We start from the raw sequence: 16,030 nt of genomic DNA, 5'->3' as shown, positions 1-16,030 counted from the left end.
TGGTGGGCCAGGGGAAAATATGTGGCGTTATTTTCTTTCGAGAATAATTCACGTAATTGACACATTAAATTAATTTCAGGGTGCTGCTCACTGCCGGTGTGTTGAAAACATTCCCCCCGGATGAGGTACCGGGGGGAATGGGCATTAATGGTATGACGGCGCGTATCAGGTAACCGGTGCCGGGTTAAACACTGACAGGGCGTTATGCAGGCCCCATTGATCAGACCAGGTTTTTTTCCTGCCGCTGGCAATATCTAAAATAAAGTGGAACAACTGCCAGCCCACATCCTCGATGGTAGCCTCGCCAGTCGCGATGGTGCCAGCGTTGATATCCATCAGGTCATGCCAGCGCTCTGCCAGCGCTGAGCGGGTCGCCATCTTGATAACCGGCACGGCTTTGAGCCCGTAAGGCGTGCCACGCCCGGTAGTAAAGACCTGCACTGTGATACCGGAAGCGAGTTGCTGCGTACCACAGACGAAGTCGCTGGCGGGTGTGGCAGCATAAATCAGGCCGCGTTTAGTCGGGCGTTGGCCTGGTGACAGCACTTCTACAATCGCACTGGTGCCGGATTTAGCGATAGAGCCCAGCGCTTTTTCCACCACATTGGCCAGGCCGCCTTTCTTGTTGCCGGGGGACGGGTTAGCGCTGCGGTCGGTTTTACCGCTATCGAGGTAATCGTCATACCAGGCCATTTCTTCCAGCAGTCGTTTACCCACTTCTTCGTTGATGGCTCGTGGCGTAAGCAGATGGATAGCGTCGCGGACTTCGGTGACTTCGGAAAACATGACCGTAGCACCGCAGCGCACCAGCAGATCAGAGGCGAACCCTACCGCTGGATTGGCGGTCACGCCGGAAAACGCATCGCTACCGCCGCACTGCATACCGACGACCAGCTCCGAGGCTGGCACCGTCTCACGCTGACGGCGATTGAGTTGTTGCAGGTGCTTATCCGCCATGGACAGGATATCGTCCACCATCGATTTGAAACCGACATGGTGTTCATCCTGCAATCGCACAATACTGGTTTCATCGAGCGAAATGGCCTGCACATCTGGCGTGCCTTGCAGCAGTCGTTCCGGCTGTAGTTTTTCGCAGCCCAGCCCAACCACCAGCACTTCGCCGCCGAAATTCGGGTTTAACGCCAGATTATGGATAGTACGAATGGGGACTACTGCTGCCGGGGCATTGATCGCCACACCGCAGCCGTACAGGTGGTTCAACGCCACCACGCCGTCGACGTTAGGGTAGCGGGGCAGCAAATCGCGTTCTATCAGATTGACGACATAATCCACCACACCGGCGACGCAGTGAACACTGGTGGTAATCCCAAGCAGGTTCTTGGTACCGACGCTACCGTCCGGATTACGGTAGCCCTGGAAGGTAAAACCCTCCAGTGGTGGTAACGCAGGGGGAACCCGGGTTGCCAGCGGCAGTGTTTCCAGTGCGGGGGCATTGGGCAATTCCACCAGCGATTCGTCTATCCAACTGCCACGGGCGATATCCCTGAGGGCATAACCGATTATTTCGCCGTAACGAACGATCGGTGCGCCTTGGGCGATATCGCTTAACGCGACCTTGTGACCTTGCGGTATATGCTCTTTCAGTTCCAGACCACAGCTGAATCGGGTGCCCGCTTTCAGGCCGTTATTGTTAACGACAATGGCGACATTGTCAGACTCATGGACCTTGATATAAAGCGGCCGATCATCGGCCACACCGGTTGTTTTATTCTCTGACATGGCGTTAACCTTCATGAGTTACAACGCTGGTTAAAGTTATAACGCGCGGTTTATTTTCACTGTTGATGCTAATAATAACTTTGCTCGGCATCAGTATAGGTGAGCTTTCCGCCATCATGCATTATGCAATTGACTGACATCCCGGCGCGTTGTGCTTAATTTCTCGGGCGAAGAAACAATAGGTAGTGAGACTTGTCACATTATTCCGTCCATTGACTTATTCCCTCCTTATTCTGACCGTCGTGTTCTGTGACCGCGATGGCAAAAAACGGTGTTTTCGTGAAATGACTCCCAATTGGCTGGGCGATTGCCATAATCCATGTTGGATGTGGTGGTGATTGTTGTGCGCCTGTCCAGTGAGGTGCCAGGGGCTGCCCTTTATAATCGTTTCCAGAAGTCTAAGAGGTCCGTGGTTTATTTTTGCTGTTCTGTTTTTTTCTTTGCTCAGGTTTCAAACCATTACCGACTCTTGATTTCATTCTGGTAACTCAACCTTACATTGTGTTGTTATTCGGAATGAATGAGCTAACCGCTATCTGAAAGTAGGAGTTCATCATGAATACCGTCAGCACAGCAGCAGGCGTATTACAAAAGAAAACCAACGCCCGTTACTGGATTGTCGTGATGCTGTTCATTGTCACGTCATTCAACTATGGCGACCGAGCCACGATTTCTATCGCAGGTTCCGCCATGTCCAAAGAGATTGGTCTTGATGCCGTCGGCATGGGCTATATCTTCTCCGCGTTCTCCTGGGCTTATGTCATCGGTCAAATCCCTGGCGGCTGGCTGCTGGACCGTTTTGGTTCCAAACGCGTGTACTTCTGGAGTATTTTCACCTGGTCGTTGTTTACCCTGCTGCAAGGGTTTGTAGACCTCTTCCACGGCTCGGCCATTGTGATTTCGCTGTTTATGTTGCGCTTCATGGTGGGGCTGTGTGAATCCCCGTCTTTCCCCGGTAACAGTCGTATTGTGGCGGCCTGGTTCCCGGCGCAAGAACGTGGTACCGCTGTCGCCATCTTCAACTCCGCGCAGTATTTCGCCACCGTTATCTTCGCCCCCATCATGGGCTGGCTGACGCATGAAGTGGGTTGGGCACACGTGTTCTGGTTCATGGGCGGCCTGGGTATGGTTATCAGCTTCCTGTGGCTGAAAGTGATTCATGACCCGAAAGATCACCCCGGCGTGAACAAAGCTGAGCTGGAATACATCGAAGCCGGTGGCGCACTGGTCAACATGGATGCGTCAGCCGCGAAAAAAGAAGTCGCTCGCGGTGAGAAGTGGCACCAGATTAAACAATTACTGACCTCCCGCATGATGATGGGCATCTATCTTGGCCAATACTGCATCAATGCGCTGACCTACTTCTTTATTACCTGGTTCCCGGTGTATCTGGTTCAGGCCCGTGGCATGTCGATTTTAAAAGCCGGGTTTGTAGCATCAATACCGGCTATTTGCGGGTTCGTCGGTGGCGTGCTGGGTGGCGTGATTTCCGATTATCTGATGCGTCGTACCCAGTCACTCACCATTGCCCGTAAAACGCCAATTGTACTGGGGATGTTGCTCTCCATGTCGATGGTGATTTGTAACTACGTCACCACAGAGTGGGTGGTCATCGCAGTGATGGCGGCAGCGTTCTTCGGTAAAGGCATCGGCGCGTTGGGTTGGGCGGTGATGGCGGATACCGCACCGAAAGAAATCAGTGGCCTGAGCGGCGGTCTGTTCAACATGTTCGGCAATATCTCCGGCATCGTCACGCCGATTGCCATCGGTTATATCGTCGGTGTGACCGGTTCCTTTAATGGTGGGTTGGTGTATGTGGGTGTCCATGCGTTCGTCGCCATTTTGAGCTTCCTGTTCATTGTGCAGGACATCAAACGTATCGAACTGAAACCTTATAAACCCCAGTGATGTCGGGTAAGGACGAGAAAATGAGCAGTACGCAAGATACCCCTGTGATTACCGAGATGACCGTCATCCCCGTCGCCGGCTATGACAGCATGTTGCTCAATATCGGCGGTGCTCACGGGGCCTATTTCACCCGCAATATCGTGATTCTCAAAGACAACGCCGGTCACACCGGCGTTGGTGAAGCCCCCGGCGGCGAGGTGATTTACAACACGCTGATGGCGATGACATCACAGGTGGTAGGGTCACAGGTCGCGCGTATGAACCATCTGGTGCATCAGGTTCACAAAGGCAACCAGTCTTCGGATTTCGATTCGTTCGGCAAAGGCGCCTGGACGTTCGAATTGCGGGTCAACGCTGTCGCCGCACTGGAAGCCGCCCTGCTGGACCTGTTGGGGCAGCATCTGAATGTGCCTGTCGCCGAATTGCTGGGGCCGGGTAAACAGCGTGATGAAGTCACGGTACTGGGCTACCTGTTCTATATCGGCGATCGCACTCAAACCGATTTGCCCTATCTGGCAGGCGAGCAGGGTAAACACCCGTGGTATCACCTGCGCCATCAGCAGGCGATGAACAGTGAGTCGGTGGTCCGGCTGGCGGAAGCCGCAGCTGATCGCTACGGCTTTAAAGACTTCAAGCTCAAAGGTGGCGTACTGCCGGGTGAGCTGGAAATCGACACCGTGAAAGCGTTGAAAAAGCGCTTCCCCGATGCCCGTATCACGGTGGACCCAAACGGTGCCTGGCTGCTCGATGAAGCTATTCGCTTGTGCAAAGGCCTGAACGGCGTGCTGACTTACGCGGAAGACCCTTGCGGCGCGGAACAAGGTTTCTCCGGCCGTGAAGTGATGGCGGAATTCCGTCGCGCCACCGGGTTGCCGGTCGCCACCAACATGATTGCCACCAACTGGCGCGAGATGAACCACGCGGTGATGTTGCAGGCGGTGGATATCCCGCTGGCAGACCCACACTTCTGGACCATGCACGGTGCGGTACGGGTGGCACAACTGTGCGATGACTGGGGGCTGACCTGGGGTTGTCACTCTAATAACCACTTCGATATTTCGCTGGCGATGTTTACCCATGTGGGGGCTGCGGTGCCGGGCAAACCGACCGCCATCGACACCCACTGGATCTGGCAGGAAGGTCAGCACCTGACCAAAGAGCCGCTGCAAATCGTTAACGGCAAAATCAAGGTGCCGGAGCGGCCGGGGCTGGGTATTGAGCTGGATATGGCGCAGGTAATGAAAGCTCATGAGCTGCATAAAAAACTGCCGAGTGGTGCGCGTAATGACGCGGCGGCGATGCAGTATCTGATCCCCGGCTGGACATTTGATCGCAAACGTCCGGTATTCGGACGCGAGTTACCTAAGAGTTCTACGTTTTAACAGAAGGAAATGACCATGACGTCGCAAAGTTCTACCCCGGTTATTACCAGTATGCAGGTGATCCCTGTGGCCGGGCACGACAGCATGTTGCTGAACCTCAGCGGAGCGCACGCGCCGTACTTCACCCGTAATATCGTGATCATTAACGACAACGCGGGCCATACCGGCGTGGGGGAAATCCCGGGCGGTGAGAAGATCCGCCAAACGCTGGAAGACGCTGCGGCGCTGGTGGTCGGTAAAACGCTGGGCGAATACAAAAACGTGATGACAGCGGTACGCAACCAGTTTGCCGATCGCGATGCCTCCGGCCGTGGTCTGCAAACCTTCGACCTGCGTACCACCATTCACGTGGTCACCGGCATTGAAGCCGCCATGCTGGACCTGCTGGGACAGTTCCTGAACGTACCGGTGGCCGCGTTGCTGGGCGATGGTCAACAGCGTGACGCGGTAGAAATGCTCGGTTACCTGTTCTATATCGGCGATCGCAACAAAACCGACCTGCCGTACCAGAGCCAGCCGAATGACAAATGCGACTGGTATCGTCTGCGCCACGAAGAAGCACTGACGCCGGAAACGGTGGTGCGTCTGGCTGAAGCCGCGTACGAGAAATACGGCTTCAACGATTTCAAACTCAAAGGCGGCGTGCTGGCCGGTAGCGAAGAGGCCGAAGCGGTCACCGCGCTGGCTAAGCGCTTCCCTCAGGCACGTATTACGCTCGACCCGAACGGTGCCTGGTCACTGGACGAGGCGATTCGCCTGGGTAAACAGCTGCGCGGTGTGCTGGCTTATGCTGAGGACCCGTGTGGTGCTGAGCAGGGCTTCTCTGGCCGTGAGGTGATGGCCGAGTTTCGTCGCGCTACCGGTTTGCCTACCGCCACCAACATGATAGCCACCGACTGGCGGCAGATGGGGCACACCATTTCCCTGCAATCTGTAGATATTCCGCTGGCGGATCCGCACTTCTGGACCATGCAAGGATCCGTGCGTGTGGCGCAGATGTGCCATGAATGGGGTCTGACCTGGGGCTCTCACTCCAATAACCACTTTGATATTTCACTGGCGATGTTCACCCACGTGGCAGCGGCAGCGCCGGGCCGTATTACGGCTATTGATACGCACTGGATTTGGCAGGAGGGCAACCAGCGCCTGACCAAAGAGCCGTTGCAGATTGTCGGCGGCATGGTGGAAGTACCGAAGAAACCGGGTCTGGGTGTCGAGCTGGATATGGAACAGGTCATGAAAGCACATGAACTTTATAAAAACATGGGGTTAGGTGCGCGTAACGATGCCGTCGGCATGCAATACCTGATCCCTAACTGGACGTTTGATAACAAACGCCCTTGTCTGGTCCGTTAATCCATCACGGTTCGTTAATTATCGTAGGTTGTTAATGAAGAGCGCCGCTTCATCCGGGGCGGCGCGGTAAAGAGTAAGGACAAAACATGAAGACGCCACTGTTGCCTAACCAATTTCGCCAGGATTTACGTCAGGGCAATACCCTGATCGGTTGCTGGTGTGCGCTGGCTAATCCGATTTCCACCGAGGTATTGGGGCTGGCAGGGTTCGACTGGTTGGTTTTGGACGGCGAGCACGCGCCGAACGACATCAACACCTTTATTCCGCAACTGATGGCGCTCAAAGGTAGCCACAGCGCGCCGGTGGTGCGTCCGCCCTGTAATGAGCCGGTGATTATCAAGCGGTTGCTGGATATCGGTTTCTATAACTTCCTGATCCCCTTTGTGGAAACCGAAGAGGAAGCCATTCGCGCCGTCGCATCAACCCGTTACCCGCCAGCGGGGATTCGTGGTGTATCGGTCGGCCATCGCAGTAATGCTTACGGCACTGAGCCGGACTACTTTGCCACCATTAATGACAACGTTACCGTGCTGGTGCAGATAGAAACGCAGGAAGGGGTGGACAACCTGGACGCGATTGCCGCCGTTGATGGCGTGGACGGTATTTTCGTCGGCCCCGGCGACCTGTCGGCCGCACTTGGGTATCTGGGCCAGCCGAATCACCCGGAAGTGCAGAAAGTCATTCGCCACATTTTTGAACGTGCGGCGGCTCACGGTAAACCGAGCGGTATTCTCGCGCCGGTGGAAGCAGATGCGCGTCGTTATCTGGAGTGGGGTGCCCGTTTTGTTGCTGTTGGCAGCGACCTGGGGGTGTTCCGTGGTGCCACTCAGGCGCTGTGCGACAAATTCAAAAAGTAATTCGGATTAATCAGGGCCGCATCGGCCGTCAACATATCTGACCATGTCACTGAATGGACAACGAGGTTATCGCAATGAAAATTGGTTTTATTGGACTGGGTATCATGGGCAAACCGATGAGCAAAAACCTGATTAAAGCGGGTTATTCATTGGTAGTGCTGGACAGAAATAGTGAAGCTGTTGCCGAAGTCACCGCCGCGGGTGCCAGCGCGGCGGCAACGCCGAAAGCTATCGCCGAGCAGAGCGATATCATCGTTACCATGCTGCCGAACTCTCCTCACGTGAAAGAGGTGGTGCTAGGTGAAAACGGTGTGATTGAAGGCGCACGCAAAGGTGCTGTCATTATCGACATGAGTTCTATCGCGCCGTTGGCCAGCCGTGAAATTGCCACAGCCCTGGCGGAAAAAGGCGTCGATATGCTGGACGCACCGGTCAGTGGCGGTGAGCCGAAAGCGATCGACGGTACGCTGTCCGTCATGGTGGGCGGTGATAAAGCGGTGTTTGAACGTTGCTACGACGTGATGAAGGCGATGGCTGGTTCAGTGGTGCATACCGGTGATATCGGTGCTGGTAACGTCACCAAGCTGGCGAATCAGGTCATTGTGGCGCTGAATATCGCGGCCATGTCTGAAGCACTGGTGCTGGCAACCAAAGCGGGTGTTAATCCAGACCTGGTGTATCAGGCGATTCGTGGTGGTCTGGCGGGCAGTACCGTGTTGGATGCCAAAGCGCCGATGGTGATGGACCGTAACTTCAAACCCGGTTTCCGCATCGATCTGCATATCAAGGATTTGGCGAACGCACTGGATACCTCTCACGGCGTTGGGGCGCAATTGCCGCTGACCGCAGCCGTAATGGAAATGATGCAGGCGCTGAAAGCCGATGATCTGGGCGGTGCCGATCACAGTGCGCTGGCTCGTTATTATGAGAAGCTGGCGAAAGTGGAAGTCACTCGGTAGTCGACAAGGCGGCGTCGGCATAACGCACGCCGCCTGGTTGACGGAACATTTTGATTAGCGCCGGTTCTGCAGCGCGGGTAGTTGATGACGCGAGTCGTTTATGAAAATAGTTATCGCACCGGATTCTTACAAAGAGAGCTTATCCGCCCAGGAAGTGGCGACGCAGATTGAGGCCGGTTTTCGGGAGGTGTTCCCCGAAGCCTGCTATGTGAAACTGCCGGTCGCCGATGGGGGAGAGGGAACCGTGGAGGCCATGGTGGCGGCAACCCGCGGTAAAATCATCAAAGTGAACGTCACCGGTCCGCTGGGCGATGATATCGAAGCCTTTTTCGGGCTGTCTGGGGATGAAAAAACGGCGTTCATCGAGATGGCGGCCGCCAGTGGACTGGAACGGGTGCCGCCGCATCTGCGCAATCCGCTGTTGACCACCAGCTATGGCACCGGCGAGTTGATTCGCAGCGCGCTGGACCACGGTGTACGCCACTGCATTATTGGTATCGGCGGCAGCGCCACCAATGATGGCGGCGCGGGGATGGTGCAGGCGTTGGGCGCGCAATTGCTCGATGACGCGAAACAGCCGATAGGTTTTGGCGGCGCGGAGCTGGCCCGGCTGGCGTACATTGATACCCACTCGCTTGACCCGCGTATTCAGCAGTGCCGTTTCGAAGTGGCGTGTGATGTCACCAATCCACTGACTGGCAAGCAAGGGGCTTCGGCGGTGTTTGGGCCGCAAAAAGGTGCCAGCGAAGCGATGGTAGAGCAGCTGGATAAGGCCTTGCAGCATTATGCTGGCGTTATCCGCTGTGACCTGGATATCGATGTCGAGCAGGTGCCGGGGGCCGGTGCTGCTGGCGGGATGGGCGCGGCGTTACTGGCGTTCTGCGGCGCGGAATTGCGCCGGGGTATTGAGATTGTTACCGAAGCGCTGGGGCTGGATGAACTGGTCAAAGATGCCTCGTTGGTGATAACCGGTGAAGGCCGTATCGACAGCCAGACCATTCACGGAAAAGTGCCGATTGGCGTGGCGTCTGTCGCCAAACGCTACCATAAACCGGTGATCGGCATTGCCGGTAGCCTGACGGCCGATGTGGGGGTGGTACACGATCACGGTCTCGATGCCGTATTCAGCGTGCTGTACACCATTTGCTCGCTGGAGGAGGCGTTGGATAACGCGGCCAACAATGTGCGTATGACGGCGCGCAATATCGCCGCCACCATCAAACTGGCACAGACCATCGCCTGAGCCACTGACTCATTATGGGCCGTCAGTCGGGCGGCTTATCAACCGGCAGGCGCTGCCTTTGTCTGCGACGCCTGCCTGATGGGAAGTCGGGTCGTCGAGCCTGATAACGCTTCCCGGTGAACCTGTTCAGGCCGATATCTCAAGTCGTTTCCGTGCGGCTTTTTCCACGTTGGTCATCTCATCCATCAATTCCAGCCATTCCGGCTCCAGTTCATCAACAGGCAGGCCTTTGCGTAGCGACTGTTCAAGGTAGTGGCAAATCTGTTTGAGCCGTGGCACACCGCTATAACTGCAACTGCCGTGCAGTTTATGAATGATATCGACGAGATTATCCGGTGGATTGCCAGCCAGCACCGCGTTTATCTGCTCACGCACTTCGGGGAGAAAATCGAGCAACATCGCCAGCAGGTCACGCGCCAGATCCAGTTTGCTGGCGGCCTGTCGTAACGCCAGGTCCCAGTCCAGTGACAAAGGTGATGGTGTGGCCACCGTTGGCGGTAACACGGTCACTTCGGGTTCGGGCTTGCTGGTATGGTGCAGCAGTGTCTGGCGCAGCATCTGTTCATCAATCGGTTTGGACAGGTAATCATCCATACCGGCCTGTAGCAGCACTTCGCGCTCTCCGCTCATGGTATGTGCGGTGACCGCCACAATCGGGGTTTGTGCGTGTTGTGGCAACCGCCGGATGTGCTCGCTGGCCTGTAACCCATCCATACCCGGCATCTGAATGTCCATCAGGATGATATCGAGGCGGTTTTCCTGGGCGCGAGCGATCGCATCAGCGCCGCTTTCACACAAAATGATGTTTTCTACCTGTTCTTCCAGCAACGCACCAATCAACTTCAGGTTAGCGGGGTTGTCGTCGACCGCCATCACGCTGAGCGGTAAACGCTGGAGCACTGTGGCCGGTGGCGGCAGGGCCTGTACCTCTTCGTGAGGTTCCTGACTAAACAGGTTAGTGTCCTGCAATAGCGATAAGAGCCGGGGGGCGGTAATTGGTTTGCTCAAACTGGCATGGATGCCAAATGCTTTCAACTGCTCGGCTTCCATTTCCGCCAGGCTGGGCAGAGCCAGAATGACGCGTGAAGCCAGACGGCAGAAGTCGCGGATCGAGGGCGTAAAATCCAGCAACGTATTGCGATAGTGGATCGGTACGCCTATCAGCAGGATATCGAAGGTGCGTTCCGGCAATTGCTCCAGCGTCGGGCTGTAGCTGACCGTGAGCGGTGTATGCACCAGAATGTCCAGCGTGGCCTGAGCCGCTGCCGGGTTGGTTTCCACATAGGCCAGATGTTTACCCTGCAACGGCGCAAAGTAATAATCCGGTTCCAGCATATGTGGATTCAATGTCAGGTTGACGGTGCACCAGAAGGTGGTGCCCTGATTGAGCTTACTGTGGAAGCTGATATCCCCACCCATCTCCCGAACCAGTCGCTGGGTGATCACCAGCCCCAGACCGGTACCGCCATGCTGGCGTGAAATGCTGGTGTCGGCCTGACGGAACGCCTGAAATAACTGGGTCTGCTGCGCTTCGGCGATACCGATGCCGGTATCTTTAATCTGGATTTCCAGTAATACCTGCAGGTTTTCCTGTTTGCGTTTCTCGATGCGGATATCAATGTTGCCCTGCTCGGTAAACTTGATGGCGTTACCCAGCAAATTGGTAATGATTTGCTGCAAACGCAGCGGATCGCCGACAAATTGCTCCGGCACGTCGTGCTGAATGTTGAGTGTCAACTCCAGCCCTTTCTCATGGGCGGTGTGCGCTAACAGCATGATCACTTCATCGAGCGTGTTGTGCAGCGAAAACGGGATATTCTCCAGCACCAGTTTCCCGGCTTCCAGCTTGGAGAAATCCAGTACGTCGTTGATGATGTTGAGCAGATTATTGGCCGAACGCTCAATGGTTTGCAGATAGTCCTTCTGAGTTGTCGTGAGCTGGGTTTTTAGCGTTTGCCGGGTAAAACCGATAACACCGTTGAGCGGTGTGCGCAGTTCGTGAGACATGTTAGCCAGAAATTCGGATTTGATGCGTGCGGCTTCCTGTGCCCGTTTTTTGGCCAAATCCAACTCGACGTTTTGAATTTCCATCTGTTCCAGCGTTTCGCGCAGGTCATACGTCGCCTGATCGATGTTTTGCTGCATTTCCTCATGATAGGCGGTCAGAGACATCGCCATCGAGTTGATGCCGTTTTTCAGCATGTCCAACTCACCCAGCATGTGGCCTTCTACCCGGCTGTCCAACTGGCCACGACGGATACGGTCTACGGTTTCCACCATGTTGCGGATGGGCGCGGTCACGTCACGCATCAGGCGATAGGCCAGCAACATGGCTACGCCCATGCAGAACAGCAACAGCATCGCGGCCATGAACATCTCACGGTATTGCTGTAACCGTATCGTGTTTAAATCCAGTTCGACCGCCACATACCCCATGGGCGTTTGTCGGCTGACCAGCGTATTGGTCGCAAGCGGGCCTTCGTTTTCGATAGGCATCTGCAGTACCAGACTTTCGCCTTTGTCTTGTAATTGCAGCGTGGTCGGCATCGGGCTGCCTGACGGCACCTGCAACATCAAGGCGTGTGGGTTGTTCGGATTACTGGTGACGATTAACTGGTTACGGGCGTCAAATACGCTGATGGCACGCACAATGCCGGAATGATGGCGGTGCAGCATGTTGACCAGTTGCCGCAGCGATTCAGGCTGTCGTTGGGTCAAGGCATAGGCGCTGTTGGCTGCCAACGGTTTAATGATGCTGGCACCCGCGTCGGCCAACTGTTCCTGCAACTGGTTATAACGGTGGATGACGAAAAAGCTACTGAGCAACAGCCCGATCAGCATCGTTGGGGCCAGAATCAGTATCATCATTCGTGCGCGCAGACTGTATTTGGTCATGGGGTTCCAATGTGGGACAATTAAGGTCGACTATTCCATTAAATCAATGACAGCACACTTATGGCGCAATTCTACTCTCCAAACCGGCGCATGACGACCCGGCAAACCCTTACCGTGACGGTGACCGATCTCGATCCATTCGGACAAGGCGTTGCCCGTCATCAGGGAAAAACGGTGTTTATTCCCGGCGTCTTACCGGGAGAGCAGGCCGAGGTGCAGCTAACGCAAGACAAACGCCAGTTTGCCCACGCCAAATTACGACGTTTACTGACCACCAGCGAAGAACGTGTCGCGCCGCGTTGCCCGCATTTTTCCGTGTGTGGCGGCTGCCAGCAGCAGCATGCCAGCCAGCCGTTACAGCATCGCAGTAAATCGGCCGCACTGAAACACCTGATGCAACGGGAAACCGGTGAAACCGTGCCGGAGCCGGAGGTTATCGGTGCAGCGGCCTATGGCTACCGCCGCCGCGCGCGCCTTGCATTATACTATCAGGCGAAAACACGCCAGTTGCAGATGGGCTATCGGCAGGCGGGGTCGCACGACCTGGTGGATATCCGCGCCTGTCCGATTCTGCATCCTGCGCTGGAAGCCTTACTGGTGCCGTTACGCGACTGTCTGGGGCAGTTGCAGGCGCAGCGGCGGCTTGGACATGTGGAGCTGGTGTTGGCGGAGCAAGGGCCGCTGGTCATTTTGCGTCATCTGGATCCGTTGTGTGACGCCGACCAGCACGTATTGACGGCGTTTGCGCAGGCGCACGGTGCGTCGCTGTTTGCTGCGCCGCAAGCGGGCACGCTGGAGTGCCTGCACGGCGACATGCCGTCTTATCGTATCGCCGGGTTATCGCTGGCGTTCAGTCCACGTGATTTTATTCAGGTGAATGATGACATTAACCAACGCATGGTGGCGCAGGCGTTAGCATGGCTGGAACTGCAACCGCAGGACAGCGTGCTTGACCTGTTTTGTGGCATGGGCAATTTCACGTTACCGATGGCGCAGCAGGCTGGTCGGGTGGTGGGGGTTGAGGGTGTCACGGCGCTGGTGGAGAAAGGGCAGGAAAATGCCCAGCGCAATGGGCTGACCCAGGTCACATTTTATCATCATAATCTGGAAGAAGACGTTACCCGACAACCGTGGGCATCAATGGGATTTGATAAAGTACTACTTGATCCGGCGCGTGCCGGCGCACCGGGTGTGATGCCGCAGATTGTGAAACTGGCTCCCCGGCGGGTGGTGTATATATCCTGTAACCCCACCACCCTGGCGCGGGATAGCAAGGTGTTGATGGCCGCCGGGTATCGTCTGGAACGGTTGACCATGTTGGATATGTTTCCACATACCGGACATCTTGAGTCAATGGCACTGTTTTTGCTTGGTTCCGAAGGTTCGGTAAAGTAGGGAGAAATTATGGTTGCGGTAAGAAGTGCGCATTTGAATACCGAAGGCAAGTTCGTGCCGGACGCGTGGATTGCCTCCTTGGGTATCGCCAGTAAAACGTCGTGCGAACGTCTCGCCGAGACCTGGCGTTACTGCGAAGAAAAAACGCAAGGCCACCCGGATGCGATGTTGCTGTTGTGGCGCGGCATCGAAATGGTGGAAATCCTCTCTACCCTGAGTATGGATAACGACAGCATGCGTGCGGCGATGCTGTTCCCGTTGGCCAACGCCGACGTGGTGGAAGAAGACACGCTGAAGGAAACCTTCGGCAAGAATATTGTCAATTTGGTGCATGGCGTGCGCGATATGGATGCGATTCGCCAGCTTAAAGCCACCCAGCACGATTCGATGGCGTCTGAACAGGTGGATAATATCCGCCGTATGCTGCTGGCGATGGTGGAAGATTTCCGCTGCGTGGTGATAAAGCTCGCTGAGCGTATCGCTCACCTGCGAGAAGTGAAAGACGCACCCGAAGAAGAGCGCGTACTGGCGGCTAAAGAGTGTACCAATATCTATGCGCCGCTGGCGAACCGGCTGGGTATCGGGCAGCTCAAGTGGGAGCTTGAGGATTTCTGCTTCCGCTATCTGCACCCGGATGAGTACAAGCGCATCGCTAAATTGCTGCACGAACGGCGTATCGACCGTGAGCAGTACATTGACGACTTCGTTAAAAACCTGCGCGCCTCGATGGCAACCGAAGGGCTGAAAGCCGAGGTTTATGGCCGTCCCAAGCATATCTACAGCATCTGGCGCAAGATGCAGAAAAAATCGCTGTCGTTTGATGAGCTGTTTGATGTGCGGGCGGTGCGTATCGTGGTCGAGCGCTTGCAGGATTGCTACGCCGCGCTCGGGATTGTGCATACTCATTATCGCCACCTGCCGGATGAATTCGACGACTACGTCGCCAACCCTAAACCTAACGGTTATCAGTCGATCCATACTGTGGTGTTAGGGCCGGGCGGTAAAACGCTGGAAATTCAGATTCGTACCCGGCAGATGCACGAGGATGCCGAGCTGGGGGTTGCTGCGCACTGGAAATACAAAGAAGGTGCCTCCACCAGCGGGCGCTCCGGCTACGAAGAGCGCATCGCCTGGCTGCGTAAACTGCTGGCCTGGCAGGAGGAAATGGCTGACTCGGACGAAATGCTCGACGAGGTGCGCAGCCAGGTGTTCGACGACCGCGTGTATGTGTTTACGCCCAAAGGTGATGTGGTGGATTTACCCGCTGGCTCCACGCCGCTGGATTTTGCCTATCACATCCACAGCGATATCGGTCACCGCTGCATCGGTGCCAAAGTAGGCGGGCGTATCGTGCCGTTTACCTATCAGTTGCAAATGGGCGACCAAATCGAGGTCATTACCCAGAAGCAGCCGAACCCAAGCCGTGACTGGCTGAACCCCAATCTGGGGTATATCACCACCAGCCGCGGGCGCTCCAAAATTCACAACTGGTTCCGCAAGCAGGACAGGGACAAGAATATTCTCGCGGGTAAACAGATCCTGGATGATGAGCTGGCGCATCTTGGTGTAAGCCTGAAGATGGCTGAAAAACTGCTGTTGCCGCGTTACAACATCAATTCGATGGATGAATTGCTGGCTGGCATCGGTGGTGGCGATATCCGCCTGAATCAGCTGGTGAACTTCCTGCAATCGAAGGTGAACCAGCCGAGTGCGGAAGAGCAGGATCGCGAAGCACTGCGCCAGTTGACGCAGAAATCCCATCAACCGGCTCAGCGTGTCAGTACCAAGGACAATGGCCGGGTGGTGGTAGAAGGCGTTGGCAATCTGATGCACCACATCGCGCGTTGCTGCCAGCCGATTCCGGGCGACGATATTATCGGCTTTATCACCCGTGGACGCGGTATCTCCATCCACCGTGCCGATTGCGAACAGCTCGATGACCTGCGTAGCCATGCGCCGGAGCGTATTGTCGAAGCCGTGTGGGGGGAAAGCTACTCCAGCGGCTACTCGCTGGTCGTCAGGGTGACCGCCAACGACCGCAGCGGCCTGTTGCGTGATATCACCACCATTCTGGCCAACGAGAAGGTCAACGTGTTGGGGGTATCCAGCCGTAGCGACGTGAAACAGCAACTCGCCACTATCGACATGGATATCGAAATCTACAATCTGCAGGTGCTGGGCCGGGTACTGGCTAAGCTCAATCAGCTGCCGGATGTGATTGACGCTCGGCGCTTGCAGGGCAATTGATCGATACTGTTGTTACTACCTTAAGGCGGGCTGGTCCCGCCTTTATCA

Annotated in this window: 10 protein-coding genes; 8 read left to right on the top strand and 2 right to left on the bottom strand. The window is 55.8% G+C overall.

The genetic code is table 11. The features are described from left to right. Positions 1–165 precede the first annotated feature (165 nt). A complete protein-coding gene (garD, locus tag FAZ14_RS05460) occupies positions 166–1,755 on the bottom strand; it encodes a galactarate dehydratase (RefSeq protein ID WP_016940432.1) in 1,590 nt (529 codons plus the stop codon). Between the two features lie 540 nt (positions 1,756–2,295). Here garD and FAZ14_RS05455 point away from each other — a divergent pair. From FAZ14_RS05455 to FAZ14_RS05430, 6 genes are all read left to right on the top strand, one after another. Further along, positions 2,296–3,648 carry an MFS transporter gene (locus FAZ14_RS05455; protein ID WP_153508179.1) on the top strand — a complete coding sequence of 451 codons (1,353 nt, stop codon included), beginning with the start codon at positions 2,296–2,298 and terminating at the stop codon, positions 3,646–3,648. Between the two features lie 20 nt (positions 3,649–3,668). Then, complete coding sequence (locus FAZ14_RS05450) at positions 3,669–5,030, top strand: enolase C-terminal domain-like protein (RefSeq protein WP_038925810.1); 1,362 nt, start codon at positions 3,669–3,671, stop codon at positions 5,028–5,030. 15 nt (positions 5,031–5,045) lie between these two features. After that, the gene (gudD, locus tag FAZ14_RS05445) at positions 5,046–6,386 is read left to right on the top strand and encodes a glucarate dehydratase (RefSeq protein WP_016940429.1); all 1,341 of its coding nucleotides are present in this window, start codon (positions 5,046–5,048) and stop codon (positions 6,384–6,386) included. 86 nt (positions 6,387–6,472) lie between these two features. Further along, on the top strand, positions 6,473–7,243 hold the full coding sequence (gene garL, locus FAZ14_RS05440) for a 2-dehydro-3-deoxyglucarate aldolase (RefSeq protein ID WP_016940428.1): 771 nt from the start codon (positions 6,473–6,475) through the stop codon (positions 7,241–7,243). A gap of 74 nt (positions 7,244–7,317) precedes the next feature. Beyond that, a complete protein-coding gene (gene garR / locus FAZ14_RS05435) occupies positions 7,318–8,202 on the top strand; it encodes a 2-hydroxy-3-oxopropionate reductase (RefSeq protein ID WP_153508178.1) in 885 nt (294 codons plus the stop codon). Between the two features lie 100 nt (positions 8,203–8,302). Next, a complete protein-coding gene (locus FAZ14_RS05430; RefSeq protein ID WP_016940426.1) occupies positions 8,303–9,445 on the top strand; it encodes a glycerate kinase in 1,143 nt (380 codons plus the stop codon). A 126-nt stretch (positions 9,446–9,571) separates the two neighbouring features. On the opposite strand, the gene barA is transcribed toward FAZ14_RS05430, so the two are convergent. Continuing rightward, the gene (gene barA / locus FAZ14_RS05425) at positions 9,572–12,340 is read right to left on the bottom strand and encodes a two-component sensor histidine kinase BarA (protein ID WP_153508177.1); all 2,769 of its coding nucleotides are present in this window, start codon (positions 12,338–12,340) and stop codon (positions 9,572–9,574) included. 60 nt (positions 12,341–12,400) lie between these two features. On the opposite strand from barA, the gene rlmD reads away from it, so the two are divergent. Together rlmD and relA are read left to right on the top strand one after the other, a co-directional pair. After that, the gene (gene rlmD / locus FAZ14_RS05420; protein WP_016940424.1) at positions 12,401–13,735 is read left to right on the top strand and encodes a 23S rRNA (uracil(1939)-C(5))-methyltransferase RlmD; all 1,335 of its coding nucleotides are present in this window, start codon (positions 12,401–12,403) and stop codon (positions 13,733–13,735) included. Positions 13,736–13,744: 9 nt separating this feature from the next. Continuing rightward, the gene (gene relA / locus FAZ14_RS05415; protein WP_016940423.1) at positions 13,745–15,982 is read left to right on the top strand and encodes a GTP diphosphokinase; all 2,238 of its coding nucleotides are present in this window, start codon (positions 13,745–13,747) and stop codon (positions 15,980–15,982) included. The last annotated feature ends 48 nt before the right edge of the window (positions 15,983–16,030 follow it).

The sequence above is a fragment of the Dickeya oryzae genome (assembly GCF_009372235.1).
In the GTDB taxonomy this organism is placed as follows: Bacteria; Pseudomonadota; Gammaproteobacteria; order Enterobacterales; family Enterobacteriaceae; genus Dickeya; species Dickeya oryzae.
Note: the sequence above shows the minus strand (reverse complement) of the source record. Positions and strands in the feature narration are given on the sequence as shown.

Excerpts from the sequence above, each read along its gene's own strand:
- garD (WP_016940432.1), bottom strand. The coding sequence starts at position 1,755 with ATGAAGGTTAACGCCATGTCAGAGAATAAAACAACCGGTGTGGCCGAT.
- relA (WP_016940423.1), top strand. The coding sequence starts at position 13,745 with ATGGTTGCGGTAAGAAGTGCGCATTTGAATACCGAAGGCAAGTTCGTG.
- gudD (WP_016940429.1), top strand. The coding sequence starts at position 5,046 with ATGACGTCGCAAAGTTCTACCCCGGTTATTACCAGTATGCAGGTGATC.
- FAZ14_RS05455 (WP_153508179.1), top strand. The coding sequence starts at position 2,296 with ATGAATACCGTCAGCACAGCAGCAGGCGTATTACAAAAGAAAACCAAC.
- FAZ14_RS05450 (WP_038925810.1), top strand. The coding sequence starts at position 3,669 with ATGAGCAGTACGCAAGATACCCCTGTGATTACCGAGATGACCGTCATC.
- garR (WP_153508178.1), top strand. The coding sequence starts at position 7,318 with ATGAAAATTGGTTTTATTGGACTGGGTATCATGGGCAAACCGATGAGC.
- FAZ14_RS05430 (WP_016940426.1), top strand. The coding sequence starts at position 8,303 with ATGAAAATAGTTATCGCACCGGATTCTTACAAAGAGAGCTTATCCGCC.
- rlmD (WP_016940424.1), top strand. The coding sequence starts at position 12,401 with ATGGCGCAATTCTACTCTCCAAACCGGCGCATGACGACCCGGCAAACC.
- garL (WP_016940428.1), top strand. The coding sequence starts at position 6,473 with ATGAAGACGCCACTGTTGCCTAACCAATTTCGCCAGGATTTACGTCAG.
- barA (WP_153508177.1), bottom strand. The coding sequence starts at position 12,340 with ATGACCAAATACAGTCTGCGCGCACGAATGATGATACTGATTCTGGCC.